Origin of the sequence: Streptomyces sp. NPDC091682 (assembly GCF_044756625.1) — a bacterium.
GTDB lineage: Bacteria > Actinomycetota > Actinomycetes > Streptomycetales > Streptomycetaceae > Streptomyces.
The window spans coordinates 169,285-196,232 of record NZ_JBIVTH010000017.1; the positions used below are offsets into that span (position 1 = coordinate 169,285).

The following is a 26,948-nucleotide window of genomic DNA, read 5'->3' on the forward strand; positions in this document are numbered from 1 at the left end:
CCTGCATGCACGACGAGTCGAGGATGCGTGAACCGTGACAACCCATGAGATCCACCCGGTGCTGGGAGTGGGGTTCGGACCCGCGAACCTCTCCCTGGCGGTCGCGCTCGAAGAGCGCGGCCGCGCCGGCCTGGCCCACTTCATCGAGCGGGCCCCCGAGTTCCAGTGGCAGCAAGAACAGCTGCTCCCGGGCGCGGACATCCAGAACAACCCCTTCCGCGACCTGGCCATGCAGCGCAACCCGGACAGCCCGCACACCTTCGTCAAGTATCTCGCCGCACGCGGTGACCTGACGGACTACCTCCACCTGAACGCCAAGTTCCCGCTGCGCAGGGAGTACTCGGGCTACCTCGCCTGGGTCGCCGAAGCCTTCCGCGACCAGGTGGACTACGGTCGGTCGGCCGTGCACCTCTCGCTCGTCGAGGACGACGACGGAAGCGAGCTGTTCTGCGTCGACACCGACGACGGCGGCCGCTACCTGTGCCGCAGCGTCTCCGTGGGCACCGGGCGCTCGCCCCGGATCCCGTACGTGTTCCAGAAGGGCCTGGGGGAGAGCGTCTTCCACTCCACCCAGTACCTCTCCTCCATGGAGCGCTTCAAGGACAAGGCGATCCGGGTCGCCGTCGTCGGGGCCAGCCAGAGCGCCATCGAGATCATCCTCGACCTGCTGGGCCGCCCCAACGTGCGCCAGGTGACCGCGGTCCACCGCAGCATCGGGTTCCGGCTCAAGGACACCAGCCCCTACAGCAGGCAGGTCTTCCTCCCCCAGTTCGTCGACTACTTCCACCCGCTGCCCAGTGCCAAGAAGCGCCGCCTGCGCGACGAACTGCGGTCCATCAACTACGCGGCCTGCGACCAGGACGTGATAGACCGTCTCGTCGGCGTGCAGCGCGAGTACGACCTGACGGGCTCCGACCGGCTCGTGATGCAACCCTTCCAGGAGGCCGTCATCAGCAGGCCGCACGGCCAGGGGCACCGGATGGTCCTGCGCGACATCAACCACCTCACCGAGGAGACCCTCGACACCGACGTCGTCATCCTGGCGACCGGCTTCAGGGACTTCGGCGGCGAACCGGGCGATGAGCCGTACCACCCGCTCCTGGAAGGCATCGCCCACCGTCTGCCGCTCGACGAGGACGGCGCCCCCGTCGTCGCGCGGGACTACTCGATCGAGCTGAAGACGGAGGCAGGCACACCGCGGCCCCTCAAGGTCTATCTCAACGGGCTCTGCGAGGCGAGCCACGGCATGGGCGACGCCGGCGCGCTGGCCATGCTCTCGGTACGGGCGACCGACATCGTCGACTCGATCCTGAGCCACGACCACGAGAAGCCGCTGGCCGCCGGGATCGCACCGTGACCCGGTCCGTCCCCACCACCGCCGACGTCGCCGTCGTCGGCGGCGGGATCATCGGGCTCGCCACCGCCGAGAGGCTGAGCGCCCGCGGTCTCGCCGTCGCCGTCATCGACCCGGCAGGCATCGCCGGAGGCGCCACGGGCGCCTCCGGCGGGCTGGTCCGCGCCTTCGACCTGTCCGCGTCCCGACGGCGGTCGGCCGCCGCCGGCCTGGACGTCTACCTGCGCCGGGGTCACCGCGGGACCTGGCCCGCGATGAGCCGGCAGGGCAGCCTGAGCCTCGTGGCGCGCGGCGACCTCCCGCAGGCCGCGGCGGCCGTTGCGGACCTCGGCGCCGCCGGACACGAAGCGGAGATCCTCACCGCCCGGGAACTCGCCACCCGCTTCCCCGCCCTCGACGTGCCCGACGACCTGGTCGCGGTCCACGAACCGAACGCGGGCTGGCTCCCCGTCGGACCGCTGGCCCACGCCATGGCACGCGACGCGGGCCCCCGGCTCCGACTGATCGCGGCACGCGCCACCCACCTGCTCACGTCCGGCTCGCGCGTCACCGGGGTCCACACCACCGCCGGACCCGTGCAGGCCCGGGGCGTCCTGCTGGCGGCGGGCGCGGCCAGCACCTCCCTGGCCGCGAGCGTCGGCGTCCACCTGCCCCTGCGTACCCGGGCCGTCGGCTACTGCCTGTTCCGGGTCGCCGAACCGGCGCACCTCACCACGCTCCCCACCCTCGTGGACACCACCACGGGCGCCTGGCTGCGCCCGTGGGGATCGGACTCACTGGTCCTCGCGGGAGTCTCCTCGCAGGAGACCGACGTACCCGAGACCGTCAGGCCGGGCGTGTCGGTGCACGAGGAGGAGCGCGTTCGCGCGGTCCTCCGCCACCGCTACCCGCACCTGGCCACGGCCCCGGTCACGGGCGGGGTCACCGCGTACGACGCCCTGGCACCGACCGGGAACGGCGAGGTCACCGTGCGGTCCGAACTCGACGGTCTCGTCACCGCGACCGGCTGGAACGGCGGCGGGTTCAAACGGGCACCGGCGATCGGCGAGCTCGCGGCCGCCCGCCTCGAGGAGGTGGCCGCCCGATGACGGCCACCGTCCGCCTCAACCCCACCGACGAGATGCTCCACCGCGCCGCCGACACCCTCGGCTCCAGCAGGATCGTGCAGGTGCTGTGGACGTTCCGGGACCCGGTCCCCGTCACAGCGCTACGAGCCGCGTGGGACGGCCTGGACCAGGGGTGGCTGAGCCGCCGCGCCCGGAGCTCGCCCGTCCCCGGGGCACGCCGCAGCTGGGTGCCGGCCAGGAACGAGGAAGCCCTCGGCATCACCTCGACGCCGCTGACCGACGCCACCCTGGGCGACTGGATCGACGCCCAGGTCAAGGCTCCGCTCCTGCCCGGCAGCTCCGCCCTGTGGCGGCTGGCCGCGGCCCCGTACGGTGCGGGCACACTCGTCTCGCTGACCGTTCCCCACTTCCGCTGCGACGGGCTCGGCATCTTCCGCGCCATCGGCTCGGGCGGTGACGACACCCCTGACGACACCCACCGCCCGACCGCCGGCCCCGGCCTGCTCGACGACCTGGCCGACCTGGCACAGCAGACGCTCCGCGGCGGCCTGGCTGCCGCGCGCTGGCTCCCGGCGACCCTGACGAACCCGGAACGGCTCGACCGGATCAGGACCGCGCTGCGGCCCCCGGACCGTCCCGAACCCCCCGCCGAACCGCGCTTCTTCACCTCTGCGATCTTCGAGACGGACGCCGCCCGGTGGGACCAGCAGGCGGACGCGTTCGGCGGGACGACCAACAGCCTCTTCGTCGAGATCGCCGCCAACCTCGTCCGGACGGCAGGGGCGGGCGACCCGTCCGAACCGTTCGACGTCGGCATCCCCGTGAGCCTGCGGCGGTCCGACCAGGACGCCCGGGCCAATGCCCTGGTCGTGATGCCGTTGACCGTGCCGGGCGGCCACGCCCGGCACCAGAGCCTCCGGCAGACCCGACGGGCCACGAGGGAGCTGCTCCGCACCACGGGCGAGCACAGCGGCACGCTCGTCCCGGAACCCCTGTGGCACCTCCTCCCGGAGCGCCACGCCCACCGGCTCAAGAACCCCGGGGCGCAGCAGACCACCGTCGTCGCCTCCAACTTCGGCCGGACCCCCGAGGCGATCGCCCGGTTCACCGGGCAGGAGGCCGCCGGCATCGCCGTCCGCACCATGAACGTGCCCGGCGTCCGGCCGGACCGGGCCCGTCTGCGCGCCTCGCTCTGCCTCCTGCGGACCGGGGACCGGCTGACCGTCACCGTGACCGGCATCCCCGACCGTTTCGGTGACGCCACGTCCTTGCGACGCCTCGTCGGCGAAGAGCTGGAGTCCTGGGGACTCACCGTCCGGAGATGGTGGGGAGAACCCACGTCGCACCTTAGGAAGGAGTCCTGACGCGATGCCCACTGTTCCTGCGGCGGCGCTACCGGACCGCTGGTTCCGCACCACGCCCGATTCCGCCCTGCTGCCGGGCCCGCGCCTGCTGGCCCGCTCCCTCATCGACGTCTCGGTCCTCGACGAGCGCATCCGCTCCTACGAGCGGCTCACCGGGATCCCTGCCGACCTGAGGATGCCGATACCCGACTTCGGCGGGCTGGAGCTCGCGGCGGTCGGGAACATGCTCCTGATCGCCAGCGCCCGGCCCTTCACCGACATCCAGCGCCGGACGGCCTACTCCGTGATCGTGCCCTCGCTCGACGGTGCGCTGAGCCGCCTGGACCAGGTCGGCGCCACCGTGCTGGAACCCCCGGAGCGGATCCTGCCGGGCGCCCGAGCCCGCGTCCGCTTTCCTGACGGTGCGATCGCCGAGCTCGTGGAGCACCGCCCGAACCCGGGCGAGCAGCCCCGTCCCCCGGAGCGCCGAGGATCAGGACACCCGGGGGTGCGGCTGCTCCTCCGCAAGGCGGTGAGCCGGAGCGTGTTCGCCTCCCTCGTCCGCCTCTACGAGACGGCCCTCGGCCTCGACCGCGACACCCACCTCCGGGTGGGGACCCGCGGCGGCATCGAGCTGGCCACCGTCGGGAACCTGCTCGTCGTCGGCACGGACGGCCCGGAAAGCACCCGCGCGTCGGACGTCCGGCTGGCCCTGGTGACCTCCGCGCCGGAGGACATCCCGGTCGCCGTGCCGCTGGGAACACCCGGCGGCCACCGACTCGTCCAGCTGGAGGACGGCTCCGTCGCCGAGGTCTGGGACAGCGCCGTCGGATTCCACGACGCGCCCGCAGCTCCCGCGCGGGGCACGGCCGGGACCGATGTCGCATGACCGTCGACCACGAGGTCCGTCGTCTGGATCGGGTGGTCATCCGCTTCGCGGGTGACTCCGGCGACGGCATGCAGCTGACGGGTGACCGCTTCACCTCGGAGACGGCGTCCTTCGGGAACGACCTCTCCACGCTGCCGAACTTCCCGGCCGAGATCAGGGCACCCGCCGGAACCCTGCCGGGCGTCTCCTCCTTCCAGCTGCACTTCGCCGACCACGACATCCTGACTCCGGGCGACGCACCGAACGTGCTGGTCGCGATGAACCCCGCCGCCCTCAAGGCCAACATCGGGGACGTGCCGCGCGGTGGCGAGATCATCGTCAACACCGACGAGTTCGCCCAGCGCGCCATGGCCAAGGTCGGCTACGCGACCTCGCCCCTCGAGGACGGCTCGCTGGACGGATACCGGGTCCACCCCGTGCCGCTGACCACGCTGACCGTCGAGGCGCTCAAGGAGTTCGGCCTGTCCCGGAAGGAGGCCGAGCGCTCCAAGAACATGTTCGCGCTCGGGCTGCTCTCCTGGATGTACCACCGGCCGACCGAGGGCACCGAGACCTTCCTGCGGCAGAAGTTCGCGAAGAAGCCGCAGATCGCCGAGGCCAACGTCGCCGCCTTCCGGGCCGGCTGGAACTTCGGCGAGACCACCGAGGACTTCGCCGTCTCCTACGAGGTCGCCCCCGCGACCCGGGCCTTCCCCACCGGCACGTACCGGAACATCTCGGGGAACCTGGCCCTCTCGTACGGCCTGATCGCCGCCTCCCGCCGGGCGGACCTGCCGCTGTACCTGGGCTCGTACCCCATCACCCCGGCCTCGGACATCCTCCACGAGCTCAGCAAGCACAAGAACTTCGGTGTCCGCACCTTCCAGGCCGAGGACGAGATCGCCGCCGTCGGCGCCGCCCTCGGGGCCGCCTTCGGCGGCGCGCTCGGCGTGACCACCACGTCCGGCCCCGGCGTGGCGCTCAAGTCCGAGACGATCGGGCTCGCGGTCTCCCTGGAGCTGCCGCTGCTGATCGTCGACATCCAGCGCGGCGGCCCGTCCACCGGGCTGCCCACCAAGACCGAGCAGGCCGACCTGCTCCAGGCGATGTACGGCCGCAACGGCGAGGCGCCGGTCCCGATCGTCGCCCCGAAGACGCCCGCCGACTGCTTCGGCGCGGCGATCGAGGCGGCCCGGATCGCCCTGACCTACCGCACGCCGGTCCTCCTGCTCTCCGACGGCTACCTCGCCAACGGGTCCGAGCCCTGGCGCATCCCGGACGTCGACGAACTCCTGGACCTGCGGACACAGTTCGCCACCGGCCCGAACCACGAGCTGGCCGACGGCACCGAGGTCTTCTGGCCGTACAAGCGCGACCCGGAGACCCTCGCCCGACCGTGGGCCGTGCCCGGCACGCCAGGCCTCGAACACCGCATCGGCGGCATCGAGAAGCAGGACGGCACCGGCAACATCTCCTACGACCCGGCCAACCACGAGTTCATGGTCCGCACCCGGCAGGCCAAGGTCGACTGCGTCGAGGTCCCCGACCTCGAAGTCGACGACCCGGACGGCGCACGGACCCTGGTCCTCGGCTGGGGCTCGACCTACGGGCCGATCACGGCGGCCGTCCGCCGCGTCCGCCGGGAGAACGGCCACATCGCCCAGACCCACCTCCGGCACCTCAACCCCTTCCCGAAGAACCTCGGCGAGGTCCTGAAGCGGTACGAGAAGGTCGTCGTGCCCGAGATGAACCTGGGACAGCTCGCCACCCTCGTCCGGGCGAAGTACCTCGTCGACGCCCGCAGCCACACCCAGGTCAACGGAATGCCGTTCAAGGCCGAGCAGCTCGCCGCCGTTCTCAAGGAGGCCATCGATGAGTGAGCCCCTCCTCCACCTGGTCCCCCGGGCCGAGGCGCAGCAGTCGATGAAGGACTTCAAGTCGGACCAGGAGGTCCGCTGGTGCCCCGGTTGCGGTGACTACGCCGTGCTGGCCGCGGTTCAGGGCTTCATGCCCGAACTGGGCCTGGCGAAGGAGAACATCGTCTTCGTTTCGGGCATCGGCTGCTCCTCCCGCTTCCCGTACTACATGAACACCTACGGGATGCACTCCATCCACGGCCGCGCCCCGGCCATCGCCACCGGCCTCGCCACCTCCCGCCGCGACCTGTCCGTCTGGGTGGTCACCGGCGACGGCGACGCGCTGTCCATCGGCGGCAACCACCTCATCCACGCCCTCCGCCGCAACGTCAACCTCAAGATCCTGCTCTTCAACAACCGGATCTACGGGCTGACCAAGGGCCAGTACTCCCCCACCTCCGAGCTCGGCAAGATCACCAAGTCGACGCCGATGGGCTCGCTCGACGCACCCTTCAACCCGGTGTCGCTGGCGATCGGGGCCGAGGCCTCCTTCGTCGCCCGCACCGTCGACTCCGACCGCAAGCACCTCACCGAGGTGCTGCGGCAGGCGGCCGACCACCAGGGCACGGCGCTCGTGGAGATCTACCAGAACTGCAACATCTTCAACGACGGCGCCTTCGAGGTCCTCAAGGACAAGGACCGGGCCAAGGAGGCGGTCATCCGCCTCGAACACGGGCAACCGATCCGCTTCGGCGCCCAGAACGAGAAGGGCGTCGTCCGCGACCCGGCCACCGGCGAACTCCAGGTCGTCACGGTCACTTCGGAGAACGCCTCGCGGATCCTGGTCCACGACGCCCGCGCGACCACACCCACCACGGCCTTCGCCCTCTCCCGCCTGGCGGACCCGGACACCCTCCACCAGACCCCCATCGGGGTGTTCCGATCGGTGGAACGCCCCGTCTACGACACCCTCATGGCCGATCAGCTCGATGCCGCGGTGGAACGGTACGGAAAGAGCGACCTCGCCGCGCTGCTCGTGGGAAACGACACCTGGTCCGTCGTCGGCTGACACCCCGACGGACCACCGACACGGGAGGGAAACCCCATGGCCTACGTCATCGCTCAACCCTGCGTGGACATCAAGGACAAGGCCTGCCTGGACGAGTGCCCGGTGGACTGCATCTACGAGGGCCCGCGCAAGATGTACATCCAGCCGGACGAGTGCGTCGACTGCGGGGCGTGCGAGCCGGTCTGCCCGGTCGAAGCGGTCTTCTACGAGGACGACCTCCCGGAGGCCTTCGGCGAGTACCGCATCGCGGACCGCGAGGTGTTCGACGGCATCGGCCTGCCCGGCGGATCGCGCGATCACGCCCCGCTCGCCGCAGATCACGCTGTGGTCGACGCGGTGCCCGTGCCGTCCCAGACCTGAGCCGGCCGGCGCCGGATCCGGCTCCCGCGGCCCCTTTCGCCCTTTCCGTCCCATGAGCCTTTCACGGATCGAGTTCTCCCCATGGCCAAGCCCATAGTCCTCATAGCCGAAGAGCTCTCGCCCACGACGATCACCGCGCTCGGTCCCGACTTCGACGTCCGGCACTGCGACGGGACCGACCGGCCGGCCCTGCTGTCCGCCGTTGCCCACGCGGACGCCCTTCTGGTGCGCAGCGCGACCCGCGTGGACGCCCGGGTGATCGACGCCGCCCGCCGCCTCAAGGTCGTCGCGCGGGCCGGCGTCGGCCTGGACAACGTCGACGTCACCGCGGCCACAAAGGCCGGTGTCCTGGTCGTCAACGCCCCCCTCTCCAACGTCGTCAGCGCCGCCGAACTCACCTGCGGACTCCTGCTGTCCACGGCCCGCACCATCCCGCAGGCCGACTTCTCGCTCAAGAGCGGGGAGTGGGACCGGCAGAAGTACACCGGCGTCGAACTGGCCGAGAAGACCCTGGGGGTCATCGGTCTCGGCCGCATCGGCACCCTGGTGGCCCGGAGGATGTCAGCGTTCGGCATGCGGATCCTCGCCCACGATCCGTACGTCACGCAGGAGCGGGCCCTGCACGCGGGCGCACGCCTCGTACCGCTCGACAGGCTCCTGCGGGAGTCCGACTTCATCACCGTGCACCTGCCGAAGACACCAGAGACGGTGGGCTTCGTCGGCGAGCGGGAGCTGGGCATCGTCAAGCGGACCGTACGGATCGTCAACGCGGCACGTGGTGGCATCGTGGACGAGGAGGCGCTGGCCGCCGCCTTGAAGGACGGGCGCATCGCAGGGGCCGGGCTCGACACCTTCGCGGTGGAGCCGTGCACCGCCTCCCCGTTGTTCGGCCTCGACAACGTGGTGGTCACCCCGCACCTCGGCGCCTCCACCCACGAGGCCCAGGAGAAGGCCGGGACCTCCGTCGCCCACTCGGTGCGCCGTGCACTCGCGGGGGAGCTCGTGCCCGACGCGGTGAACGCCCCCGGAGGTCCCGTCGCGGAGGAGGTCCACCCCTACCTGGCCCTCGCCGACGACCTCGGCCACGTCTTCACCGAGCTCGCGGGTCGCCGGGCCGCCACGCACCTGGAGATCGAGGTCCGCGGCGAGGTGACCCGACGGGACGTCACGGTCCTGGAGGCCGCCGCGCTCCGAGGGATCCTCGCCGAACTCGTCCCCACGAAGCCCTCGCTGGTGAACGCGTCGGAACTCGCCCGTGAGATCGGCGTCTCCGTGCGCTTTTCGACCAGTTCCGAGAGTCTGGACCATCGCAACGTCGTCGCCGTCCGCGGCGTCCTGCCGGACGGCAGACCGCTGGTCGTCGCCGGCGCCCTGTCCGCCCGGAAGGGCACCCACAAGCTGGTCGAGATCGGCGAGTGCGACATCGATCTGGACCTCACGGACCGCATGCTCTTCCTCTGGTACACCGACGAACCCGGGGCCATCGGAAAGGCCGGACTGATCCTGGGCGCTGCCGGCGTCAACATCGCAGACATGGAGGTCGCCCGGTCCGGCGGCCGGGCGATGGCGGCCATGTCCGTCGACATCGACGTACCCGAGACCGTGGTGGGCAGCCTCGTATCGGCCCTCGACGAGGCGTCCGCCGGATTCGTTCGCCTCATGCCGTAGCGGACGGCGACCGCCGTCCCCCGCCCGCGGCCGCCCCGAGGACGCGCCCCCCACCCCGGCGCCGGCCGCACCCGTACTCCCCCGCTCCGCACGCGGAGCGGGGGAGTACGCACGAGGGGACAGCCCTTAGCAGCGGGGTGCCAAGGCGCGGCAGAACGCTCTGAACGCCGCCGCCCGACGCGTCAGCCGGACGCCTGCCGGACGTGCCAGGACGACGTCCAGTGGCCGAATCTCGTCCTTGATCCGGCGGATCACCAGGCCGCGCCCCTCGTAGCTGACGTCCGCGATGGGACGCTGTATGAGCAGCGAGTAGCCGACGCCCCGGGCGACGAGACTGCGCACCATCTCGAAGCTCTCCGTGCGGTGCCGGATGCGGGGAGACACTCCGGCGGAGCTCAGCACCTCGTTGAAGTAGCTCAGGCTGGGCGGGACATCGAGCGCGATCATGTCGTGATCGGCGAGGTCAGCGAGCTGGACCTCCGCCTTCTCCGCCAGCGGATGGGCGGGCGGCAGCAGGACGTACGGCTGGGTCGGGTACAGCGTGTCGTACTCGATACCGGCCTGGATGTCGACGCGGTAGAGGACCGCCAGCTCGCACGTCCCGTCGAGGAGGAACTGCTGCAGGTCGTTGAGCGAGCCCTCCACGAAGTCCAGGGTCACTTGGGGGTGGGCGGCCTGGAACTCCTCCAGGACGCGCGGCAGGAGGAACGGGGCGATCGTGGTGAAGCAGCCGATCACCAGGCGCCCCGAAGGGGCATTGCCCAGGTCACGCATGCCCGCCTGGAGCGCGTCGGCCCGGGCCAGCAGGGACCGGGCTTCGGGCAGGAGGAGCCGGCCGGCCTCGGTCAGCGTCAGCCCCTTCGCCTTGGAGCGTAGGAGCAGTTGCACGCCGATCTGTCGTTCGAGTTGGGAGATCGCGACCGACACCGCGCCTTGGGTCACGAACAGTTGCCGCGCCGCGCCCGTCATGGTTCCGGCCTCGGCGCACGCCACGAAGGCGTGCAGCCGGCGAAGGCTGATCCGTTCAGTCATTAGGAAATCCCATAACGCACCTCACCATTCCTTCGTTTTCAATTAGGCGACCATGGCGGAGACTTGGAGTACCAAGTCAAGGAGGTTTCGCAATGATGCCGATGAACGAAAAGGCCGGCTGCCCGGTGCATCACGGTTTCGACCCGCTTGGTGACGCCTACATCGCCGACCCGTATCCGATCCACACCGCGGTGCGGGAGGAGGCTCCGGCGTTCTACGCATCGGCCATCGACATGTGGGTGATAACCCGGTACGACGACATCGAGGCCGTTCTCAAGGACCCGGGGACCTTCTCCGCCCGGGTCGGTCAGAAGCCGGTGTTCCCTCTCTCGGGAGAGGCGCAGGAGATTTTGAAGAAAGGGTTCCGCGCCTACCCGGTGATGTCGGACTGCGACCCGCCGCGTCACACGCGCATTCGCAAGCACAACATGACGGGCTTCTCCCCGCGGCGCATCGCGTCGCTGGAGCCGAAGGTCTGGGCCAAGGCCACGGAGCTGGTGGACTCCATCAGGCCCGGGCAGGTGGACCTGGTCAACGCGCTGACCTATCCGCTTCCGGCGTACATGATCTTCACGTTCATCGGCTTCCCGGACGAGGACATGGACATGCTGAAGAGCTGGTGCGGAAACCGCATAGCCTTCAGCTGGGGACGCCCGAGCGCGGACGAGCAGCGCGAGATCGCCACCAACATGACGAACTACTGGGAGTACTGCGAGGATTTCGTCGCCAAGCGGGCCGCGGAACCGGTGGACGACTTCACCAGTGACCTGATCCGGATACGCCAGGAGAATCCCGACAGCCTGTCGCTCGAAGACATCACCAACGTCGCCTACGGGCTGAGCTTCGCCGGACACGAGACCACGACGAGTTTCACCGGGAACGCGATCCGACAGCTCCTGGCCAACCCCAAGCAGTGGGCCTCGATCTGTGCCGACCGCAGTCTCATCTCCAAGGCGGTTGAAGAAATCCTGCGGTACGACAGCAGCATTCCGGCCTGGCGGCGCATCACCACCAGGGCGGTGGACGTGGGCGGTGTCGAGATTCCTGCTCAGGCCAAGGTGCTGATCCTGCTCGGCGCGGCCAACCGGGACCCGAAGCACTTCGAGGAGCCCGAGACGTTCGACATCCACCGGGGCGATGCCCGCCGCCACCTCGCCTTCGGCAAGGGCATCCACTACTGCATCGGGGCCCCGCTCGCGCGGATGGAAGCCCGGATCGCCCTCGACCTGCTGGCGCAGCGGGCACCGGACATGCGGCTGGTGGAGGACCAGGACTTCGACTTCCCGGCGAACGTCTCCTTCCGCGGTCCCCGGAGCCTGCTCGTCGAATGGCCCGGATGACCCTCCGGGCCCGGAGCCGGACGGCACCCGGCGGGGCGGGACGCGCGCCCCACCGGGTGCCGCGGGTCCGGCGCGGCGGGTCACGGCCGGCCGCGCCGCTCAGTGATCAGCAAGGTCTGCAGGACCTGACCGCAGCCGCCCGTCGCGTCGTCGAGCTGCCCGACGGCGAGCCCCGATCCGTTCGGGCCGGCCGCGGTGTGCGAGCGCAGACACAGCCACTCCCCGACGGGATCCCGGTGCAGGGCAAGGGTCACATCTGTGTTGATGACGAGGTTCCTGTGATGGTCGAGCTCGAAGCCGACCGCCCAGCTGCTGTCGGCCACCGTGAGCGCCCGCGTCAGCGGTGAGTCCGGGGAGCCGGCAACCAAGGGGATGCGTTGCCGGGCCCAGGCGGTCCCCGGACCGAGCGTGTCGAAGCCCGCGCCGTCCTCGAAGCGCCACTCCATCGCCGCGATGTAGCCGTCCAGATGGGCGCCCGCCATGGTGTGCGGCGGCTGCGCCCCGGGCAGGGAGGGGGCGGGCGGGACGGGCCGCAATGCCGGAGTGTCCTCGGGGCTGGTGACGAGCCTCCAGGCCCGGGCCAGCAGCACCGGGACGTCGTCGGCGGTGATCTCCCCCTCCAGGGTCTCGACGTTGCCGCCGGACCGGACCGTCCGCACCTCGACCCGCAGGTCCGCGACCGGAACCGGGCGCAGCAGCTCCACAGTGACGCGGGCGATCCGCATGCCCGGCCGGCGGCCGTGGTGCTCCAGCGCCCGCCCGATCAGGGCGGACGGCGGACCGGCGTGCTGCGACTTCGCGCTCCACGGGCCCGCGGTGGCCGGGGTGCTCTCGAACCGGCCGTCCCCCAGGTCGTGGTAGAAGGCCGGGGGCAGCGCGTCGGGGAACGGAGCGAGCTCTGGTTTCACGGGTGTGCCTCCGGGTCCTGCCTCAGCGATTCGAGGCACTGTGGATGATGTCCGTCCGAGCCGCCCCGGCAAGTCTGCCCGTGTCCGACTGCGTCTCCTCGAGGGCGGTTCCCACCCGGAAGAGCACGGACTCTGCGAACGGGGCGGCGATCAGCTGAGCGCCGATGGGGAGTCCGGCGGAGTCCCTGCCGACCGGGAGCGAGAGTGCGGGGAATCCGGTGATGTTGGCGGGGGAGGAGAGCCGGACGTAGGCGTCGGTGACCGTCTCGGTGACGCCGTCCGGCCACCGCACGGTCTCCTGTCCTCGCCGCGCCGCCGTGATGGGGGAGGTCGGGGCGATGAGCAGGTCGATGCCGAGGAACAGCCGGCCCCACGCGCGGCTGATGAGGGACCGGGTGCGCTGGGCACGCAGGTAGTCCAGGGCGGACACGCGGTGTCCCGCCTCCAGGAGCAGCCGGATGTCCGGGCCGTAGAGGTCGGGTGTCGCGCGCAGGCCCTCCTCGTGGACCGCCGACGCCTCGGGGGCCATCAAGCCCCACTGCGTCGCCTCGACGTACTCGACGAGTGGCAGGTCCACGGGCATCACCGTCGCGCCGAGCTCCCGCAGCCGGTCGATCGTCGCGCGGACGGCGGCATCCACTTCCGGATCGACGCGGTCGAAGTAGTAGGTGCTGGGCACGCCGACGCGCAGCCCGCGCACGTCCGCCGGGGACGACGCGGGCGGGTCCGCCGGAGCGGAGACGCTGGCGGGGTCGGAGGGGTCGTGGCCGGCGAGCGTGCGCAGCACGAGGGCGGCGTCCCGCACGGTCCTGGTGAGGGGGCCGACGTGGTCCAGGGACCACGACAGGGGCGCCACCCCGTGGCGGGAGACCAGACCGTAGGTGGGCTTCAGGCCCACCATCCCGTTGAGCGCGGCCGGAATGCGGATCGATCCCCCGGTGTCCGTCCCCAGCGCGAACAGCGCGGTCCCGGCCGCCACGGCCACCGCCGAGCCGCCGCTGGAGCCTCCGGCGACGGCGTCCGCGTGCCACGGATTGGCCGTCTGCGGGGTGAGCAGTCCGTAAGCGAACTCGTGGGTGTGGGTCTTGCCGATCAGGATCGCGCCGGCGTCCGTGAGGCGCGCGGCCACCGTGCTGTCCCCGCCGGGCATCCGTCCCGCCCACGCGCGCGAACTGGCCGTGGTGGGGATCCCGGAGACGTCGATCAGGTCCTTGAGGCCGTACGGAATGCCGTGGAGCGGCCCGCGGTGGACGCCCTGGCGGATCTCCCGCTCCGCCCGTCGCGCGGCCCGTCGCGCACGGTCCGCCACGACGGTGACGTACGCGTGGAGCCGGTCCTCGACGGCCTCGCACCGGTCCAGGACGGAGTCGACGAGTTCCACGGGGGACAGCGCGCGGGCCGCCATGGCCGCCGCCGCGTCCTCGACGGTCAGCTCAAAGGGCTGCATCGAAGGCTCCCGGGGCCACGGGGCAGCGGTCGGTCGCCGCACGGAAGACCGGGGCCGGCGCGACGCCCGCCAGGTCCAGGGTCCGCAGTCGACCGAAGAGTTGAGCCAGTCGGGCGGCCAGTTCGGCCACGTCGCCGGGACGGACCTCCGTGGGCGGGGCGGGTCGCACGGTCGGACGGGACGGTCCCGTAGCGGCCATCATGGTTCCCTTCCGGGTGATCGGAGCCGGATGCCTTGGATCACGTGCGGAGCCGGGGACGGCGGGGCAGTCCGCGGCCCTCCCGTGCCGTACTGCCGCCTCCCTGCCGACGCGAAGGAGCCCGGTGGCCCCCGACGGGGGATTGAGGGGGCCACCGGGAGAGCGGGTGCCGTGCGCACGGCCGGTCACTGCCGGTCACGGCCGAGGCGCACGGCTGCGCGGGAACCGGGCCTACAGGTCGATCGTGACGCCGTAGGACTCCAGCCAGGCGTTGAGCCAGAGCGGAACCTCGAGGTCGATCCGGGTGATCTGGGTGCTGGCCGTGCTGATGCTGCCGTCGAGCCGGCCTCGGACACGGTCCTTGTCGAGGAGCGGCAGGATCGGCGCGTCACCACCGCTGAGCACCTCGGCGAGCCGGTCGCGGAGCTTCTTCTCGTAACCGGAGTCCTGCGTGCTCGGGTACGGCGCCTTCACGCGCTTCACGATCGACTCGGGCAGCACGTCGCGGGTGGCCGCGCGCAGCAGGCTCTTCTCCCGGCCGTCGAACGTCTTCATGGCCCAGGGCGCGTTGAACACGTACTCCACGAGGCGGTGGTCGCAGAACGGGACGCGGACCTCCAGCCCGACGGCCATGCTCATGCGGTCCTTGCGGTCGAGGAGGGTGTTGAGGAAGCGGGTCAGGTTGAGGTAGCTGATCTCCCTCATCCGCTTCTCCAGGCCCGTCTCGCCGGGGAGGACCGGCACCTCGGCGATGGCATCGCCGTAGCTAGACCGTCGATAGCCGGGGATGTCGAGCTTGCCCAGCAGTCCGCCGTCGAACAGCGGCGTCCCGTCGTAGAAGGGGCCGGGCGTCGAGGTGAGCCAGGGAAACGTCTCGGCCGTGAGGACCTCGGGATCGTGGAACCAGCTGTACCCGCCGAAGAGTTCGTCCGCGGACTCGCCGGACAGGGCCACGGTGGACCGCTCCCGAACCGCTTTGAAGAGCAGGTACAGGGAGGGCCACAGGTCGCCGTACCACATGGGCGGCAGGTCGGTGGCGTCGAGGACCGCGGCCCGGACGCCGGGGTCGCTCAGGTCGTCGCTGTTGAGCAGGATCTCCCTGTGCTCGGCCGCGACGTGCTGGGCCAGGTCGCGGACGAACGGAGCGTCCGGGGTGCTCCGCAGGGGGTCCGGTACGAAGTTCTCCGCGGCGCCGACGAAGTCGACGGAGAACGATCGCACCGGTCCGCCGCCCTGGGCGGCCAGGGCCTTGGCCGCCAGCGCGGTCACCGCGGAGGAGTCCAGGCCTCCGGAGAGCAGGCTGCACAGCGGGACGTCAGAGATCAGCTGCCTGCTGACGGTGTCGTCGAGGAGTCCGCGGACCGTCTCGATGGTCGTCTCCAGGGAGTCCGTGTGCTCCTTGGCCTCGAGCGCCCAATAGCGGCGCTTGACGAGCCCCTGGCGGCGGACACGGACCGTGTGCCCCGGCCGGATCTCGTACATCCCGGTGAAAATGGCGTGCTCGGGGGTCTTCACCATGTCGAGGAGCTCACGCAGGCCGTTCTCGTTCACCCGGCGCGGGATCTCCGGGTGGGCGAGGATGGCCTTGGGCTCCGAGCCGAACAGGACGCCGTTCGCCGTGGGGTAGTAGTACAGCGGCTTGACGCCCATCCGGTCGCGGACCAGGAGCAGCTCCTCGTTCCGGACGTCCCAGACGCCGAAGGCGAACATGCCGTTCAGCTTGTCGACGACGCCCTCGCCCCACTCCAGGTACCCCCGGAGGACCACCTCGGTGTCGCTCTCGGTACGGAAGCGGTGCCCGCGGGAGATCAGGTCCGCGCGCAGCTCGCGGTAGTTGTAGATCTCACCGCTGAAGGTCAGCACCGCCAGCGTGCGCCCGTCCTGTTCGGCGGTCATCGGCTGACGTCCGCCCTCCAGGTCGATGACGGAGAGACGACGGTGACCGATGGCGGCGTGCTGATCGATCCACACGCCTTCGGCGTCGGGACCGCGGCACGCCATCGTCTGTGTCATGGCGTCGACGATGGCGCGCTCCTGGGTGAGATCGCGCCCGTAATCTATCCAGCCCGCAATGCCGCACATAAGCGACGTTCTCCTTCGGTAGGCGATCGTGAGCACCTGGCTCATCGAGGTGGTCCGAGAAAGGGAGGTGGAGACACCTCTCGCCGGGCCGGCCCGCCGGAGCGGGCGCGACCGAGAGCGAGGGGGACAGCGGCGGAGCATGCGCCGGGGCGGACGGCCGCCCCGATCGCGGTGTGGCTAGGAGGCCTTGGGCCACGTGTACTTTCCGGCCCAGTGGGCCCAGGCCACGAGGACCATCAGGACGGCTGCCAGCCCGCCCAGGACCATGACCGCGGAGGGCGAGGAGCGGTCGAGGACAGCCCCTCCTACCAGGGCTCCGATGGAGATCGTGGCCTGGAAGGAGGCGGTGAAGAGGACCGAGGACGCCTCGGGGGAGTCCGGGGCGGCCTTGGAGAACCAGGTCTGGGAGCAGACCGGGACAGCGCCGTAGGCGACGCCCCAGACGACCAGTAGGGCCACTGCGCCGGCGTCCGAGCGCCCCAGGACGGGCAGGAGGAGGGTCGCGCCGGCGATCAGCGCGGCGGCCGCGGCGAAGGTGGACCGCGGGTAGCGTCCCACCGTGGCTCCGCCCAGGAAGTTGCCGGCGATGCCGGCCGCTCCGTAGATGAGCAGGTAGACCGTGATGAGACCCGAACCGACACGGGTCACCTGCTCCAGGAACGGGGTGACGTAGGTGTACGTGCCGAAGTGGGCGAGCACGACGAGGAAGGTCATGACCAGGGCGAAGCGGGTGTTGACGCTTCGGAGCATGCCGCCGAGGACGTCGAGGCGCGTCGCCCGGTCGGAAGGCAGGGGCGGGACGACCACGAGCAGCAGCACGAGGACGGCCAGCGTGAAGCCGCCCATGACGAGGAACGCCGTCCGCCAGCCTGCGACGTCACCGATGAACGTGCCCAGCGGCACGCCGAGTACGGAGCCGAGCGGTACGGCGGAGAAGATCACCGAGGTCGCGCGGCCCACGGACTTCGCGGGAACCAGCTGGCTGGAGAGTCCGGCGCCGATGGACCAGAATCCGCCGATGGTGATGCCCACCATGACGCGGGAGACCAGGACCAGCCAGTAGCTCGAAGCGACGGCCGCCAGGAAGTTGGCCAGCGCCAGCAGCAGGATGAACACACCCAGCATGACCCGCCGGTCGATGCGCCCCGTGGCCACCGTGACCACGGGGGCCGAGACCGCGGCGAGGAATCCTGGCATGGTCATCATGAGACCAGCCATTCCGTCCGAAATGGTGAAACTCGATCCGATCGACGTGAGAAGGCCGATCGGAAGAATCTCGGTCGTGACGATGGAGAAGATCCCTAGCATTATCGAAATGACGGCCAGCCAGGAGATGAACGGCGAGCGGTCCGTCGGTGCGGGGGATTGGACAGAAGTGGTGGTTGCTGTGGACATGAATCCCGTCCTGAGTTGGGCATCACATGCAGAGTTGCGTGATCTCTAGTCCAGCAGGAACGGGCACCATCTTCTGGCAGGTTCTCGACACCAACAACCGGCTCCTCGAGGCGTCGAGAGTGATCCGACTGCACCCACAGAGTCGCCGGGTCCGGTGTTTCAGCAGGTCAACGGATTGCTTCAGGTGTTGGAGCGGGCTGTTCGTCAGGATGCGGCGCGTGGGAGGCGCTGTGTGCCCCGCGACGACTTAGCCAAGTCGAGAAACTGTCCGCGAAGGAAAATCGTCACGCAATGGTTCACGTCGCAAACCTGCCAGACTGCGACTCGATTCGATGTTGTTCTGGTTCTCCCACGTCACATATCGTGCCGCTGCACCGCCGCAGTGGGCGTATCGGCCCGGCGAGGTCGTCTGCTGAATTGAGGAGAAGAGTGTTCGAGCCTGAAGAGGTAATCCGAAAGAACGTGCAGGAGAAAGCGGCGGGACTCGACCGCGACGGTGTCTCCGCACAGAGGCGAGAGGCGCAACGCAGGTACGACGCCAGCATGCCGGGGTATTGCGTCGAGCTGGTCATGCAACGGGAACAGCTGGACGAGTACGTCAAGGAATGGCAGCGCGTGCTTGACGAGATGACCGAGCGCGGCATCGAACGCTTCCTCCCCGTCGACGAGAAGGCCTGACGGGACGACACCGTCCGCATCCGATCCGTCGTGCACTGCGCACCGGACGCCGGACAGGAGCACGCGCGAGGCCGGAGCACACCTGCGCGGGTGCCCCGATGACGCACTCCTCGTCGTCAGGACTGGGCAGGCGGGGGCGGCCGCCCGCCCAGCGAGGGGCCGGACAGGCCGGGCCGATCTCGTTGAACCGGAGGATGGCGTCGCGGACGGTGTCCTCGTCGGCCTGCTGCAGTTGGGCGATCACCGGGACACGGTTCCCGCCGGCCGAGGCCAGCAGCTCGTGTGCTCAGGCGGCGTCGAAGCGCACCGCGAACGTGATGCTCGCACCGACGGCGCATCGTGCGATGTCCATTCGGTCGGTCAGCTCCCGGACGAGCCATAGCCCGTGGCCGCCGGGAGTGTCCAACGAGGGCAGTGCAAGTGGGATCATGTTCTCGTCGAAGCCGGGCCCCGTGTCGTTGACCTGGCAGCACAGACCGTCCGCACTTCGGAAGAGCCGGATGGTTCCCTCGCCTCCACCATGTCGTACGGCGTTGCACATCACCTCGTGCACGGCCAGGACGAACTGGGCGCGGCGCGCCTCGGTGAGGGTGGTCCGTGACGTGTGCAGATCTACCTGGACCCGTATCCTCGCCAGGTCCGCGGCGCAGAAGCGCGACTCCAGAAGCAGTTCTCCCTCTTCCTGCGCCGAGATCGTCTGTGCGGTCATCGCGCAGCTCCTTCGCTCTCGACCAGGACCACAGCCTCCACCTGAGCGGCCCCGAGGCGACGGAGCAGCTGTGCATGGAACGGGGAGCAGTGAACCTCCACGCGCTCCCGCAGGCCGCACCGTTGGACCTGCCGGAGTACTTCCGCAGCGCACGTGACGGACAGGAAGGTCACCGGCGTGAGATCGATCATCAGCGTCTCACCACGACCGGAGCCGGCGAGTGCGGCCTGGAAGGCCACGCTCCACTGCTCACGGGTCGACCAGTCCGCTTCCCCGACCAGTCGCAGCCCATGGTCGAAATGGGTAGCGCCCAGTTGCCCGGGCTGCTCCAGCAGGGCGACGGGATGCCCCACGCGCATGGCCTCGACGGTCTCAGGAGTGAAGCGGCGGCGGTCGTACGTGCAGATCTCGGCGTACAGGCGGTCCTCGAACAAGGCTTCCGCATGGGTCTCGCGGTGCATCACGCCCTCTATGTCCATCGCCAGATCCTGTACCCAGGCCATGTCGATGATCGACCGCAGGCCGGCGAACCCCTCGACGATCGCCTGCTCCGTCTCCTCCCGCAGGCGCCCCATCTGTCTCTCCGCGGTGAAACGTCGTTGGGGACGGATCAGCTCGCGCATGCTCGTGAACTCCAGCTGACCGCGATCCCGCTCCGCCTCGTACAACTCCGCGTGAGGAAACAACCGCTGGAACACTTCGTCCTCCGGCACAGCAGGATCGGCCAGCACGATGACCTTCTCACCACGTGCCAATCCGAGCTGCGCGAAGACTCCCAGCACACCCCAGCGCGTCGCGTCGTCCGCGTAGTGCGCAAAAGCGTGATCCCCCAGCCGCATCTGCTCCACAGCCAGAGTGTGAGCATCCACTTCAACGGCCACAGCCACCCCCTCAGCCCGATCGCCGTCACCAGCTCGATGAAGAGCCGACACAGCCTCTAGATGGACAGTGACCGTATAGCGCGATCACCCCGGGAGGGGCGGCAGGACCACTACCGATCGAAGCCGACACAGAAATACCCGAGCCCGACACAAAAGCACCGCCCTCACCCGCCGGCGACCAAGCCGCTGTTCGGCGGGGAAGGCAGGCTCCGGTGTCGGCGTACGCCTGAACGTGCTCAACCCCGTACAGGTGAACGTGCTCCGTTGACGATGCGGTGACCACGAGCTCGCGCCGGTCCGCAAGGGGCGGTCGGCGGCGTCGGGCGGCCGGGGACTTCTCATGCCACCTTGATGACGACCTTGCCCGCGGTGTGGCCGTTCTCGACAGTGGCGAGGGCGGCCGGGGCGTCGGAGAGCGGATGGACAGCGGTGATCACGGGTGCGAGGAGTCCGTCGAGGGCCAGCCGGGCGGACCGTTCCAGGTTCTCGCGGTCGACGCGGCGCTCGACGAAACGCCCGCTCAGACCGTCGGTCGGCATCCGGCGCCGCCGCGCGCCCAGCACGGACCCGGCCGGGCACTCTCCCCTGCCACGGCACGCCGTCCCGCGGCGCTCCGCACCCTTGTCTCACGGAGCGCCGTCCCCGGCGGAGCCCTGCGCCACGGGCCGCGGCCCGGCTGCCGGCGGCTGCCGCTGCGCGGGCACGGTCGGCCCGTCAGGGCGGCACCCTGCCGGGCGAAGCCGTGCGGCGCCGAGTCCCGGCCCGGGGTCAGAGCGGGGTGGTGGTGCGGGCGGCGTTGGCGTAGCGGGTGGCGAGTTGGGCGAATGCGTCGTTGAGCTCGCGCGGGCCGACGACTTCGATGCCGGTGTCGAATCGGCCGAGGCTGGCGGCCAGGCCGGTCCATGACCAGGAGCCGAGGGTGAGTCTGCATCGGGTGGGGCCGAGTGCTTCGACCGTGCCGTCTTGGGCGAAGGGGGCGACGGCGGTGGCGGGGAGGTTGAGGATGACGTGGCCTTGGCAGGGCCAGTCCGTGCGGGTGTCGTCGTTACCGCGGAACCGGCTGGCGATGAAGACGGAGACGTCGCCGCCGGGGACTTCGCGCGGGGTGAAGCGGGGGCCGGTGGGAGTACGGGGCCGTATCCGGTCGACGCGGAAGGTTCGCCAGTCGTCGCGGTCCAGGTCCCAGGCCAGGAGGTACCACTGGCTCCGCCACGCGATCAGGTGATGGGGGTGCGTCCGGCGGGGTTGCTCGCCGGTGGTGGCGGCGTCGTGGCCGTAGGCGAAGCGGAGCTCCGCACGGCTGTGGATGACGTTGCTCAGCTCCATCAGCACATGGGGATCGACCGGCGCGGCGCTGTCGTTCCCGGGCGGTTGCACGGAAGTGATGCGGAGCTGGTTGATCCGGTGGCGCAGGCGCGCAGGCATGACCTGACGGACGGTGGCCAGGGCGCGTGCCGCGTCCTCACCGATGGTGGGGCTGGTGGCGGCGCTGTGCAGGGCGAGGGCCAGGGCGACGGCCTGGTCGTCGTCGAACAGCAGCGGGGGCAGGTGGGAGCCCGCGTCCAGACGGTATCCGCCGGCCGGTCCTCTGAAGGTCATGATCGGGTACCCGAGTTCCCGCAGACGGCCTATGTCGCGGCGCACCGTGCGCGGGGTGATGTCGAGACGCTCGGCGAGGTCGTCGCCGGACCAGTCGTGGCGCGTCTGGAGCAGTGAGAGCAGCGTGAGCAGCCGCGAGGACGTTTTCTGCACACCCGCCATTCTGGCGAAAGTACAGGACCCATCCTGTCCGCTACCTCTGCGAGGGTGGGGTCGAAGCCACCGGGAGAGCAATCGCTCCAGGTCACAGTGGCTGCGCCGGGCCCGGGCCTTCCCGCGGCGGCGCGCATCCGAACGAACGCGAGGAGCAGCTCATGGCTGTCACGACCACTACCCACCTGAATTTCCGGGGCGCCGCGCGTGAGGCGCTGGACTTCTACCGGTCGGTGTTCGGCGGGCGCACCGTCGCCGTCACCTACAAGGACGCCGGCAGCGTGCAGGACGAGAGCGAGGCCGACTGGGTGATGTGGGGCGAGGTCGTCGCGGACAGCGGCTTCCACGTCATGGCCTATGACGTGCCCTCCCAGCTGGCGTGGAGCCAGGGGGACAACCCGTTCTTCGTCTCCGTGCGCGGCGACGACGCCGATGAGATCAGCGGCCTGTGGCAGAAGCTGTCGGAAGGCTCGACGGTGGTACGACCGCTGGAAGTCGCGCAGTGGGCGCCGCTGTACGGCATGCTCACCGACCGCTTCGGGGTGACCTGGGTCCTGGACGTCACCGCTCCCTACAACGGCTGACCGCCCGGCTCGCCGCACGGCACGAAGGGTGCGCCGCGTTTCTCGCGGCGGACCCTTCGACAGATGCCAAGAAGAGCGGGCCACCGTCCGTAATCGACACCTGTGGGAAGAGCATGACCGTCCTCGACACGCGTGCGCTCAACCGAGCGACCCTCGCCCGCCAGTACCTGCTCGCCCGCAGGGACACACCTGTCCGTGATGCCGTAGCGCACCTGTGCGGCATGCAGGCTCAAGAGCCGCAGGAACCCTTCACCGGCCTGTGGTCCCGGCTGCACGCCTTCGATCCGCAGGAACTGGACGAGGCGCTCAGCGGACGCGAGGTCGTGCGCACGCACCTGATGCGCCGCACCGTCCACCTCGTCACCGCCGAGGACGCACTGGCCTGGCGGGCGCGCCACGACACCATGCTGCGCCAGCGGGTGACGGCCACCTACCGCCGTGAACTCGCAGGTGTCGACCTGGACGAGGTGGCCGCCGCGGGCAGGGCGGTGATGGCCGACGGGCGGCCTCGCACCATGGCCGAACTCGTCCGGTCGCTCGAGGACCGCTGGCCGGCGCCCCCGCGCCGCGTGCTGGGTGAATTGCTCGTCGCTGCCCTTGTTCCGATGGTCCAGCTCCCGCCCCGCGGTCTGTGGAACACGACGGCCGGTGTCCGCAACCTGCCCCTGGCCACCTGGCTCGGGCGTAACATCGCTCCACTCCCGTGCGACGAGAACGATCCGGTCGGGCAGCAGCTCGTGCGGCGCTACCTCGCCGCCTACGGGCCCGCCAGCACCTCGGACATCCGCTCCTGGTGCGGTCTCGCCGGACTGCCCGCCGCGATCAAAGCCATCCGCGGCGAACTCGTCACCTTCCGCGACGAAAGCGGCCGCGAACTGCTCGACCTGCCCGACGCACCACGTCCACACCCGGACACCCCCGCACCCGTCCGGTTCCTGCCGGCATTCGACAACGCGATCCTCGGCTACCAGAACCGCAGCCGCATCATCGACGACGCCCACCTCGGCATGTCCGTCGCCGGCCAACGCGCCGTCCTCGTCGACGGGCGCGTTGCAGCCACCTGGACCCAGAGCGACGAACGACTCGACATCACCCCGCTGCGTCCTCTCTCCGCACCGGAGCAGGAAGCGATCCACGCCGAAGCCCAAGCCCTTGCTGTCTTCCATCACGCGGACACCAACCGCGTGTACATCGCTACCGACATCGGCTGAGGACACGGAACGTACCCGCGTCCGTCCACACCCACGAGGCCCGACCGTGCGCCGCCGGGTCCCCCAAGTCCTTCCCCTGCTGTCCGCCGGTGAGCGGACCTCGGGACGGTGCCGGCGGCGAAACGGGTGTGTTCCTCGGCCGGGCTGCGCTGAAGGGCGCTGTGCTGAGCGGGGCTCAGTTGCCCAGGCGGGCGAGGACGAGGTTGGGGTCCTGCGCCGTGAGGTAGGCGGCGCTCATGACATGGACGGTGTCGCCGCGCAGCGCGAGGGAAGTCGGACCCTGAAGGCCGTCGGCGGCGGTCAGGACGGTGGTGCGGGTGCCGTCGGGCCGGATCAGGGCGACCTGGTTGACCGCGTTGAGGGCGGCGATGATCTGATCGCCGTGGCCGGTGAAGGCGAAGTCGTCGATCCCGGTCAGGCCGGTGGCGGTGACCCGGGTGGTTTCGGCGCGCCCGCCGGGGAGGATCGGGATGCGAAGGACGGTGCCCTTGTCGAGGTTGGTGGCCCAGATCTTTCCGGCGTCTGGCCCTTGGCCAGGTCGAAGTGCACAGCGGTACGAGCGCACTCGATCGGGCCGGAGGCGGCCGACGCCGGGGGCGCGGTGGCCATCGCGACCGCGGCGGCGGTCAGTACGGCCGCCGATACGGCGGTCTTGGAGAGCTTGGAGAGCTTGGTGAACACGTGTTCCTTCACTGTTTTCGGGCGTGCGGCAGCGGCACACCGGCGCACGAGGGCGGAGGGATGCATCGGCCGGGATCAGCACGCGCGGGCGCGGGCCGGAGGGCGGGAGGTAGGTAGGGAGGGAGGGGTCAGCCGACGTTGAGCTGACCGTCCGAACGGGCAGGAGCAGTACGGGAGATGGTTTGGGCGAGGAGATCCAGGGCGGCTCGGGAGGATGAGCCCGCCGCGGTGGTGGCGACCACGATGCTGGGGCCCGGCCCCCGGCTCAGGGTCTGCTGCATGACGGTCAGCGAACCGACCAGCGGGTGCCGCATCTCGTGGTCGGCGACCGTACAGGCCTTGACCCGGTGGTCGGCCCACATGGACGCGAAGTCCTCGCTCCTCGCGCTCAGCTCGCCCAGCAGCGTGTGCAGTGCGGCGTCCAGCGGGTACTGGCCCGCCACCAGGCGCAGATTCCCCACCACCGCCCTGGCCTTGCCCGGCCAGTCCGCGTACAGGTCGCGGGTATGGGCGTCGAGGAACACCAGCCTGGCCATGTTGGGGCGCTGCGCCGCTACGTCCGGGGCGCCGGGGTCGAGGTGTCCGGCGAACAGCGCGTGGCCCAACCGGTTCCATCCCAGGACGTCACTGCACCGGCCGAGCACGACCGCGGGCACGTCCCCGAGCGCGTCCAGCAGCTGGGCGGTCGCCTCCGTTACGCGCTCCGGTGCGGGGCGCCGCCGGCTGCGGGGCCTGGCCGATCGGGCCAGATCGTGCAGGTGCCCGCGCTCGGACCCGTCCAGCCGCAGGGCCCGGGCGATCGCGTCCAGCACCTCCGGCGAGGCGTTCAGCGAGTGCCCCTGCTCCAGGCGGGCGTAGTAGGAGGCGCTCACCCCCGCCAGCAGCGCCAGCTCCTCACGGCGAAGCCCCGGCACGCGCCGGCGCTCCCCGTAGGTGGGCACCCCGGCCTCTTCCGGCCGCAGTTGGGAGCGCCGAGTCCGCAGGAAGTCCCCGAGCTGTGATGTCCCGTTCATGGCTCCGAGTATCGGTCGACCCGCAGCGCTCAGCCTCTCCCCGCCGGGGATAGGCACCAGCGGGTCTGGCTCCCCGGCCCGAGCAGCGATGAGCTGGACCTCACCGCATCCCGCACGTCCAGGAGGACGCTTTGAGCACCGTCACCACCCGGGAACAAGACCCCTTCGAGACCCTGAACGCAGCGGACTTCGCCTTCACCAGGCACGCATGGGTCGACGCCGCCCCCGCACGGGTCTACGACCTGGTCAGCGACGTGTCCGCGATCCGCCGGTGGAGCCCCAACGCCACCGACGTCGCCTTCGACACGGACGCCGGCCCCCGCGTCGGCGCCTGGTTCAGCGGCCTCAACAACAGGGACGGCAAGCAGTGGACCACACGTTCCCAGATCACGCGGGCCGACCCCGGCGCTGCCTTCACCTTCGTCGTCGGCGGCGCCGAGGACGGCATCGTGCGCTGGAGCTGGACCTTCGAACCCCACGGGCGCGGAACTCTCGTCCGACAGTCCTGGCAACTCCTGCGCCTGGACCCCGTACTGGGCACCACCCGCGGTGACCTCGACGCACTGCGCGACTACATGGCGGACAGCGCCGAAACCACACTGGCCTCCCTCGCCCAATGGATCGCCGAAGAAGGCCACCCCGACATCACCCGCACCCAACGCCGGATCTCCGGCTGATCAGCGGTTGCGACACACGCCGACGTTCAGCGCCGGAAGGCGAACGCCCGTCGGCACTCAGCACGGTGATGGTGTACCCGCAGGCGGCATTCGTCGAGAACTTCGTCGACTGGCTCTGCCGCAACCTTTGTGGTGGAGCGCTTTCAGACCGAGGGCTGGCCCGTTGACTGCGCAGTGTCGTGTACCAGTTCAGCAAGCTGGATCAGGAAGCTGTACGTCGTCATGCGCCCGTGAATCCGGACGAAATATGACTGGCTGGAGCACTTGAACGTCTCTCGCCGGCGCACCTTCCAGAGCTTGTGCTCGTATGTGTTCGCCGCCTGCAGGAGGGCTGTCTTCGCTTCCTCCGCGCTGCCGTGGAACTCCGTGAGGGTCCGAGCGTTTCGATCCACCTCGCTGACACCGTCGACGGGTATGGCCAGCACGATCCATCGGGACATCCTGAGATCCGTTCCTTCCCCCTGGCGCCGCCCGTCGCGACGCGCACGGCGCCAGTGTGGCAGGCGCACCTTGACGCTAGACCGGCTCTTCCGGATCCTGCCGGGCCCGCGACGCCCGGCACCGCACCCGGCCGCGTTGTCGGGGCGCCCGAGTACGTCCAGTACACGGGCGCCCCTCCGCCTTGCCGGCCACAGCACCGGACGCCGCGGGCTCGGCCGACAAGATCCGGAAGAGACGGCCTAGGAAACTGATGAAGATGTTGGGTTCTGGCCCCGCCGCGTCAGCGGTGGGGCCAGACTCGTTCTCGTGGTGCAAGGGGAATGGTTCGGGGAG

Annotated in this window: 27 protein-coding genes and 1 pseudogene; 14 read left to right on the forward strand and 14 right to left on the reverse strand. The window is 70.3% G+C overall.

Annotated elements, in window-relative coordinates:
• Nucleotides 1–34: 34 nt before the first annotated feature.
• From ACIQK6_RS32470 to serA, 8 genes are all read left to right on the forward strand, one after another.
• On the forward strand, nucleotides 35–1,357 hold the full coding sequence (locus ACIQK6_RS32470) for a SidA/IucD/PvdA family monooxygenase (protein ID WP_329104949.1): 1,323 nt from the start codon (nucleotides 35–37) through the stop codon (nucleotides 1,355–1,357).
• Nucleotides 1,354–2,442, forward strand: coding sequence for an FAD-binding oxidoreductase (locus ACIQK6_RS32475; protein WP_329104951.1), 1,089 nt, complete (start codon nucleotides 1,354–1,356; stop codon nucleotides 2,440–2,442). Before ACIQK6_RS32470 ends, ACIQK6_RS32475 begins: the two co-directional genes overlap by 4 nt.
• Complete coding sequence (locus ACIQK6_RS32480) at nucleotides 2,439–3,785, forward strand: hypothetical protein (protein WP_329104953.1); 1,347 nt, start codon at nucleotides 2,439–2,441, stop codon at nucleotides 3,783–3,785. Before ACIQK6_RS32475 ends, ACIQK6_RS32480 begins: the two co-directional genes overlap by 4 nt.
• A gap of 4 nt (nucleotides 3,786–3,789) precedes the next feature.
• The gene (locus ACIQK6_RS32485) at nucleotides 3,790–4,653 is read left to right on the forward strand and encodes a lactoylglutathione lyase (protein WP_329104955.1); all 864 of its coding nucleotides are present in this window, start codon (nucleotides 3,790–3,792) and stop codon (nucleotides 4,651–4,653) included.
• Nucleotides 4,650–6,512 carry a 2-oxoacid:acceptor oxidoreductase subunit alpha gene (locus ACIQK6_RS32490; protein ID WP_402696212.1) on the forward strand — a complete coding sequence of 621 codons (1,863 nt, stop codon included), beginning with the start codon at nucleotides 4,650–4,652 and terminating at the stop codon, nucleotides 6,510–6,512. Before ACIQK6_RS32485 ends, ACIQK6_RS32490 begins: the two co-directional genes overlap by 4 nt.
• On the forward strand, nucleotides 6,505–7,557 hold the full coding sequence (locus ACIQK6_RS32495; protein ID WP_402696214.1) for a 2-oxoacid:ferredoxin oxidoreductase subunit beta: 1,053 nt from the start codon (nucleotides 6,505–6,507) through the stop codon (nucleotides 7,555–7,557). Before ACIQK6_RS32490 ends, ACIQK6_RS32495 begins: the two co-directional genes overlap by 8 nt.
• Nucleotides 7,558–7,593: 36 nt before the next feature.
• On the forward strand, nucleotides 7,594–7,917 hold the full coding sequence (gene fdxA, locus ACIQK6_RS32500; protein WP_329104961.1) for a ferredoxin: 324 nt from the start codon (nucleotides 7,594–7,596) through the stop codon (nucleotides 7,915–7,917).
• 81 nt (nucleotides 7,918–7,998) lie between these two features.
• A complete protein-coding gene (serA, locus tag ACIQK6_RS32505) occupies nucleotides 7,999–9,585 on the forward strand; it encodes a phosphoglycerate dehydrogenase (RefSeq protein ID WP_329104963.1) in 1,587 nt (528 codons plus the stop codon).
• Nucleotides 9,586–9,711: 126 nt separating this feature from the next.
• On the opposite strand, the gene ACIQK6_RS32510 is transcribed toward serA, so the two are convergent.
• On the reverse strand, nucleotides 9,712–10,617 hold the full coding sequence (locus ACIQK6_RS32510; RefSeq protein WP_402696216.1) for a LysR family transcriptional regulator: 906 nt from the start codon (nucleotides 10,615–10,617) through the stop codon (nucleotides 9,712–9,714).
• A gap of 92 nt (nucleotides 10,618–10,709) precedes the next feature.
• Here ACIQK6_RS32510 and ACIQK6_RS32515 point away from each other — a divergent pair, with 92 nt between their 5' ends.
• Entirely contained in the window at nucleotides 10,710–11,957 is a 1,248-nt protein-coding gene (locus tag ACIQK6_RS32515) for a cytochrome P450 (protein ID WP_402696218.1), read from the forward strand.
• 80 nt (nucleotides 11,958–12,037) lie between these two features.
• On the opposite strand, the gene ACIQK6_RS32520 is transcribed toward ACIQK6_RS32515, so the two are convergent.
• The 5 genes from ACIQK6_RS32520 to ACIQK6_RS32540 all read right to left on the reverse strand — a co-directional run bounded on the left by ACIQK6_RS32520 (nucleotide 12,038) and on the right by ACIQK6_RS32540 (nucleotide 17,901).
• The gene (locus tag ACIQK6_RS32520) at nucleotides 12,038–12,865 is read right to left on the reverse strand and encodes a thioesterase family protein (RefSeq protein WP_402696219.1); all 828 of its coding nucleotides are present in this window, start codon (nucleotides 12,863–12,865) and stop codon (nucleotides 12,038–12,040) included.
• A 22-nt stretch (nucleotides 12,866–12,887) separates the two neighbouring features.
• Nucleotides 12,888–14,312, reverse strand: a complete 1,425-nt coding sequence (locus ACIQK6_RS32525) for an amidase (protein WP_402696220.1) — start codon at nucleotides 14,310–14,312, stop codon at nucleotides 12,888–12,890.
• The gene (locus tag ACIQK6_RS32530; RefSeq protein WP_329104972.1) at nucleotides 14,299–14,481 is read right to left on the reverse strand and encodes a hypothetical protein; all 183 of its coding nucleotides are present in this window, start codon (nucleotides 14,479–14,481) and stop codon (nucleotides 14,299–14,301) included. The genes ACIQK6_RS32525 and ACIQK6_RS32530 overlap by 14 nt, the downstream gene beginning before the upstream one ends.
• A gap of 261 nt (nucleotides 14,482–14,742) precedes the next feature.
• Nucleotides 14,743–16,593: an asparagine synthase (glutamine-hydrolyzing) gene (gene asnB, locus ACIQK6_RS32535; RefSeq protein WP_402696222.1), complete on the reverse strand. Its 1,851-nt coding sequence runs from the start codon at nucleotides 16,591–16,593 to the stop codon at nucleotides 14,743–14,745.
• 177 nt (nucleotides 16,594–16,770) lie between these two features.
• Entirely contained in the window at nucleotides 16,771–17,901 is a 1,131-nt protein-coding gene (locus ACIQK6_RS32540) for an MFS transporter (protein WP_402696235.1), read from the reverse strand.
• On the opposite strand from ACIQK6_RS32540, the gene ACIQK6_RS32545 reads away from it, so the two are divergent.
• On the forward strand, nucleotides 17,789–18,037 hold the full coding sequence (locus ACIQK6_RS32545) for a hypothetical protein (RefSeq protein ID WP_329108312.1): 249 nt from the start codon (nucleotides 17,789–17,791) through the stop codon (nucleotides 18,035–18,037). The two genes, ACIQK6_RS32540 and ACIQK6_RS32545, sit on opposite strands and share 113 nt — an antisense overlap.
• A 380-nt stretch (nucleotides 18,038–18,417) precedes the next feature.
• The gene (locus tag ACIQK6_RS32550; RefSeq protein WP_329104976.1) at nucleotides 18,418–18,666 is read left to right on the forward strand and encodes a hypothetical protein; all 249 of its coding nucleotides are present in this window, start codon (nucleotides 18,418–18,420) and stop codon (nucleotides 18,664–18,666) included.
• A 96-nt stretch (nucleotides 18,667–18,762) separates the two neighbouring features.
• On the opposite strand, the pseudogene ACIQK6_RS32555 reads toward ACIQK6_RS32550, so the two are convergent.
• The 5 genes and pseudogenes from ACIQK6_RS32555 to ACIQK6_RS32575 all read right to left on the reverse strand — a co-directional run.
• Nucleotides 18,763–18,943 (reverse strand): annotated as a pseudogene (locus ACIQK6_RS32555) (helix-turn-helix domain-containing protein); the annotation flags it as partial.
• Nucleotides 18,944–18,952: 9 nt separating this feature from the next.
• The gene (locus ACIQK6_RS32560; RefSeq protein ID WP_402696223.1) at nucleotides 18,953–19,375 is read right to left on the reverse strand and encodes an ATP-binding protein; all 423 of its coding nucleotides are present in this window, start codon (nucleotides 19,373–19,375) and stop codon (nucleotides 18,953–18,955) included.
• Nucleotides 19,372–20,214, reverse strand: a complete 843-nt coding sequence (locus ACIQK6_RS32565; RefSeq protein WP_329108145.1) for an MEDS domain-containing protein — start codon at nucleotides 20,212–20,214, stop codon at nucleotides 19,372–19,374. The genes ACIQK6_RS32560 and ACIQK6_RS32565 overlap by 4 nt, the downstream gene beginning before the upstream one ends.
• Before the next feature lie 380 nt (nucleotides 20,215–20,594).
• On the reverse strand, nucleotides 20,595–20,795 hold the full coding sequence (locus ACIQK6_RS32570) for a zinc-binding dehydrogenase (RefSeq protein WP_402696225.1): 201 nt from the start codon (nucleotides 20,793–20,795) through the stop codon (nucleotides 20,595–20,597).
• 229 nt (nucleotides 20,796–21,024) lie between these two features.
• Nucleotides 21,025–22,008 (reverse strand): helix-turn-helix transcriptional regulator, encoded by a 984-nt coding sequence (locus ACIQK6_RS32575; RefSeq protein ID WP_402696227.1) that lies wholly within the window; start codon nucleotides 22,006–22,008, stop codon nucleotides 21,025–21,027.
• 161 nt (nucleotides 22,009–22,169) lie between these two features.
• Between ACIQK6_RS32575 and ACIQK6_RS32580 the strand changes: the two genes are divergently transcribed.
• Entirely contained in the window at nucleotides 22,170–22,592 is a 423-nt protein-coding gene (locus tag ACIQK6_RS32580) for a VOC family protein (protein WP_402696228.1), read from the forward strand.
• 113 nt (nucleotides 22,593–22,705) lie between these two features.
• Nucleotides 22,706–23,803, forward strand: a complete 1,098-nt coding sequence (locus ACIQK6_RS32585) for a winged helix DNA-binding domain-containing protein (RefSeq protein ID WP_402696230.1) — start codon at nucleotides 22,706–22,708, stop codon at nucleotides 23,801–23,803.
• Nucleotides 23,804–23,978: 175 nt separating this feature from the next.
• Here ACIQK6_RS32585 and ACIQK6_RS32590 read toward each other — a convergent pair whose 3' ends face one another.
• Nucleotides 23,979–24,368, reverse strand: coding sequence for a hypothetical protein (locus tag ACIQK6_RS32590; RefSeq protein WP_402696231.1), 390 nt, complete (start codon nucleotides 24,366–24,368; stop codon nucleotides 23,979–23,981).
• Between the two features lie 244 nt (nucleotides 24,369–24,612).
• The gene (locus ACIQK6_RS32595) at nucleotides 24,613–25,497 is read right to left on the reverse strand and encodes a helix-turn-helix domain-containing protein (protein ID WP_402696232.1); all 885 of its coding nucleotides are present in this window, start codon (nucleotides 25,495–25,497) and stop codon (nucleotides 24,613–24,615) included.
• A gap of 131 nt (nucleotides 25,498–25,628) precedes the next feature.
• Here ACIQK6_RS32595 and ACIQK6_RS32600 point away from each other — a divergent pair, with 131 nt between their 5' ends.
• On the forward strand, nucleotides 25,629–26,174 hold the full coding sequence (locus ACIQK6_RS32600) for an SRPBCC family protein (RefSeq protein ID WP_329104992.1): 546 nt from the start codon (nucleotides 25,629–25,631) through the stop codon (nucleotides 26,172–26,174).
• A gap of 143 nt (nucleotides 26,175–26,317) precedes the next feature.
• Here ACIQK6_RS32600 and ACIQK6_RS32605 read toward each other — a convergent pair whose 3' ends face one another.
• On the reverse strand, nucleotides 26,318–26,614 hold the full coding sequence (locus ACIQK6_RS32605; RefSeq protein WP_329104994.1) for a hypothetical protein: 297 nt from the start codon (nucleotides 26,612–26,614) through the stop codon (nucleotides 26,318–26,320).
• Between the last annotated feature and the right edge of the window lie 334 nt (nucleotides 26,615–26,948).

Excerpts from the sequence above, each read along its gene's own strand:
- asnB (WP_402696222.1), bottom strand. The coding sequence starts at position 16,593 with ATGTGCGGCATTGCGGGCTGGATAGATTACGGGCGCGATCTCACCCAG.
- ACIQK6_RS32525 (WP_402696220.1), bottom strand. The coding sequence starts at position 14,312 with ATGCAGCCCTTTGAGCTGACCGTCGAGGACGCGGCGGCGGCCATGGCG.
- ACIQK6_RS32605 (WP_329104994.1), bottom strand. The coding sequence starts at position 26,614 with ATGTCCCGATGGATCGTGCTGGCCATACCCGTCGACGGTGTCAGCGAG.
- ACIQK6_RS32565 (WP_329108145.1), bottom strand. The coding sequence starts at position 20,214 with ATGCGGCTGGGGGATCACGCTTTTGCGCACTACGCGGACGACGCGACG.
- ACIQK6_RS32490 (WP_402696212.1), top strand. The coding sequence starts at position 4,650 with ATGACCGTCGACCACGAGGTCCGTCGTCTGGATCGGGTGGTCATCCGC.
- ACIQK6_RS32580 (WP_402696228.1), top strand. The coding sequence starts at position 22,170 with ATGGCTGTCACGACCACTACCCACCTGAATTTCCGGGGCGCCGCGCGT.
- ACIQK6_RS32560 (WP_402696223.1), bottom strand. The coding sequence starts at position 19,375 with ATGACCGCACAGACGATCTCGGCGCAGGAAGAGGGAGAACTGCTTCTG.
- ACIQK6_RS32510 (WP_402696216.1), bottom strand. The coding sequence starts at position 10,617 with ATGACTGAACGGATCAGCCTTCGCCGGCTGCACGCCTTCGTGGCGTGC.
- ACIQK6_RS32545 (WP_329108312.1), top strand. The coding sequence starts at position 17,789 with ATGGTCATCATGAGACCAGCCATTCCGTCCGAAATGGTGAAACTCGAT.
- serA (WP_329104963.1), top strand. The coding sequence starts at position 7,999 with ATGGCCAAGCCCATAGTCCTCATAGCCGAAGAGCTCTCGCCCACGACG.
- ACIQK6_RS32480 (WP_329104953.1), top strand. The coding sequence starts at position 2,439 with ATGACGGCCACCGTCCGCCTCAACCCCACCGACGAGATGCTCCACCGC.
- ACIQK6_RS32595 (WP_402696232.1), bottom strand. The coding sequence starts at position 25,497 with ATGAACGGGACATCACAGCTCGGGGACTTCCTGCGGACTCGGCGCTCC.
- ACIQK6_RS32540 (WP_402696235.1), bottom strand. The coding sequence starts at position 17,901 with ATGCTAGGGATCTTCTCCATCGTCACGACCGAGATTCTTCCGATCGGC.
- ACIQK6_RS32515 (WP_402696218.1), top strand. The coding sequence starts at position 10,710 with ATGATGCCGATGAACGAAAAGGCCGGCTGCCCGGTGCATCACGGTTTC.
- ACIQK6_RS32570 (WP_402696225.1), bottom strand. The coding sequence starts at position 20,795 with ATGCCGACCGACGGTCTGAGCGGGCGTTTCGTCGAGCGCCGCGTCGAC.
- ACIQK6_RS32585 (WP_402696230.1), top strand. The coding sequence starts at position 22,706 with ATGACCGTCCTCGACACGCGTGCGCTCAACCGAGCGACCCTCGCCCGC.
- fdxA (WP_329104961.1), top strand. The coding sequence starts at position 7,594 with ATGGCCTACGTCATCGCTCAACCCTGCGTGGACATCAAGGACAAGGCC.
- ACIQK6_RS32495 (WP_402696214.1), top strand. The coding sequence starts at position 6,505 with ATGAGTGAGCCCCTCCTCCACCTGGTCCCCCGGGCCGAGGCGCAGCAG.
- ACIQK6_RS32485 (WP_329104955.1), top strand. The coding sequence starts at position 3,790 with ATGCCCACTGTTCCTGCGGCGGCGCTACCGGACCGCTGGTTCCGCACC.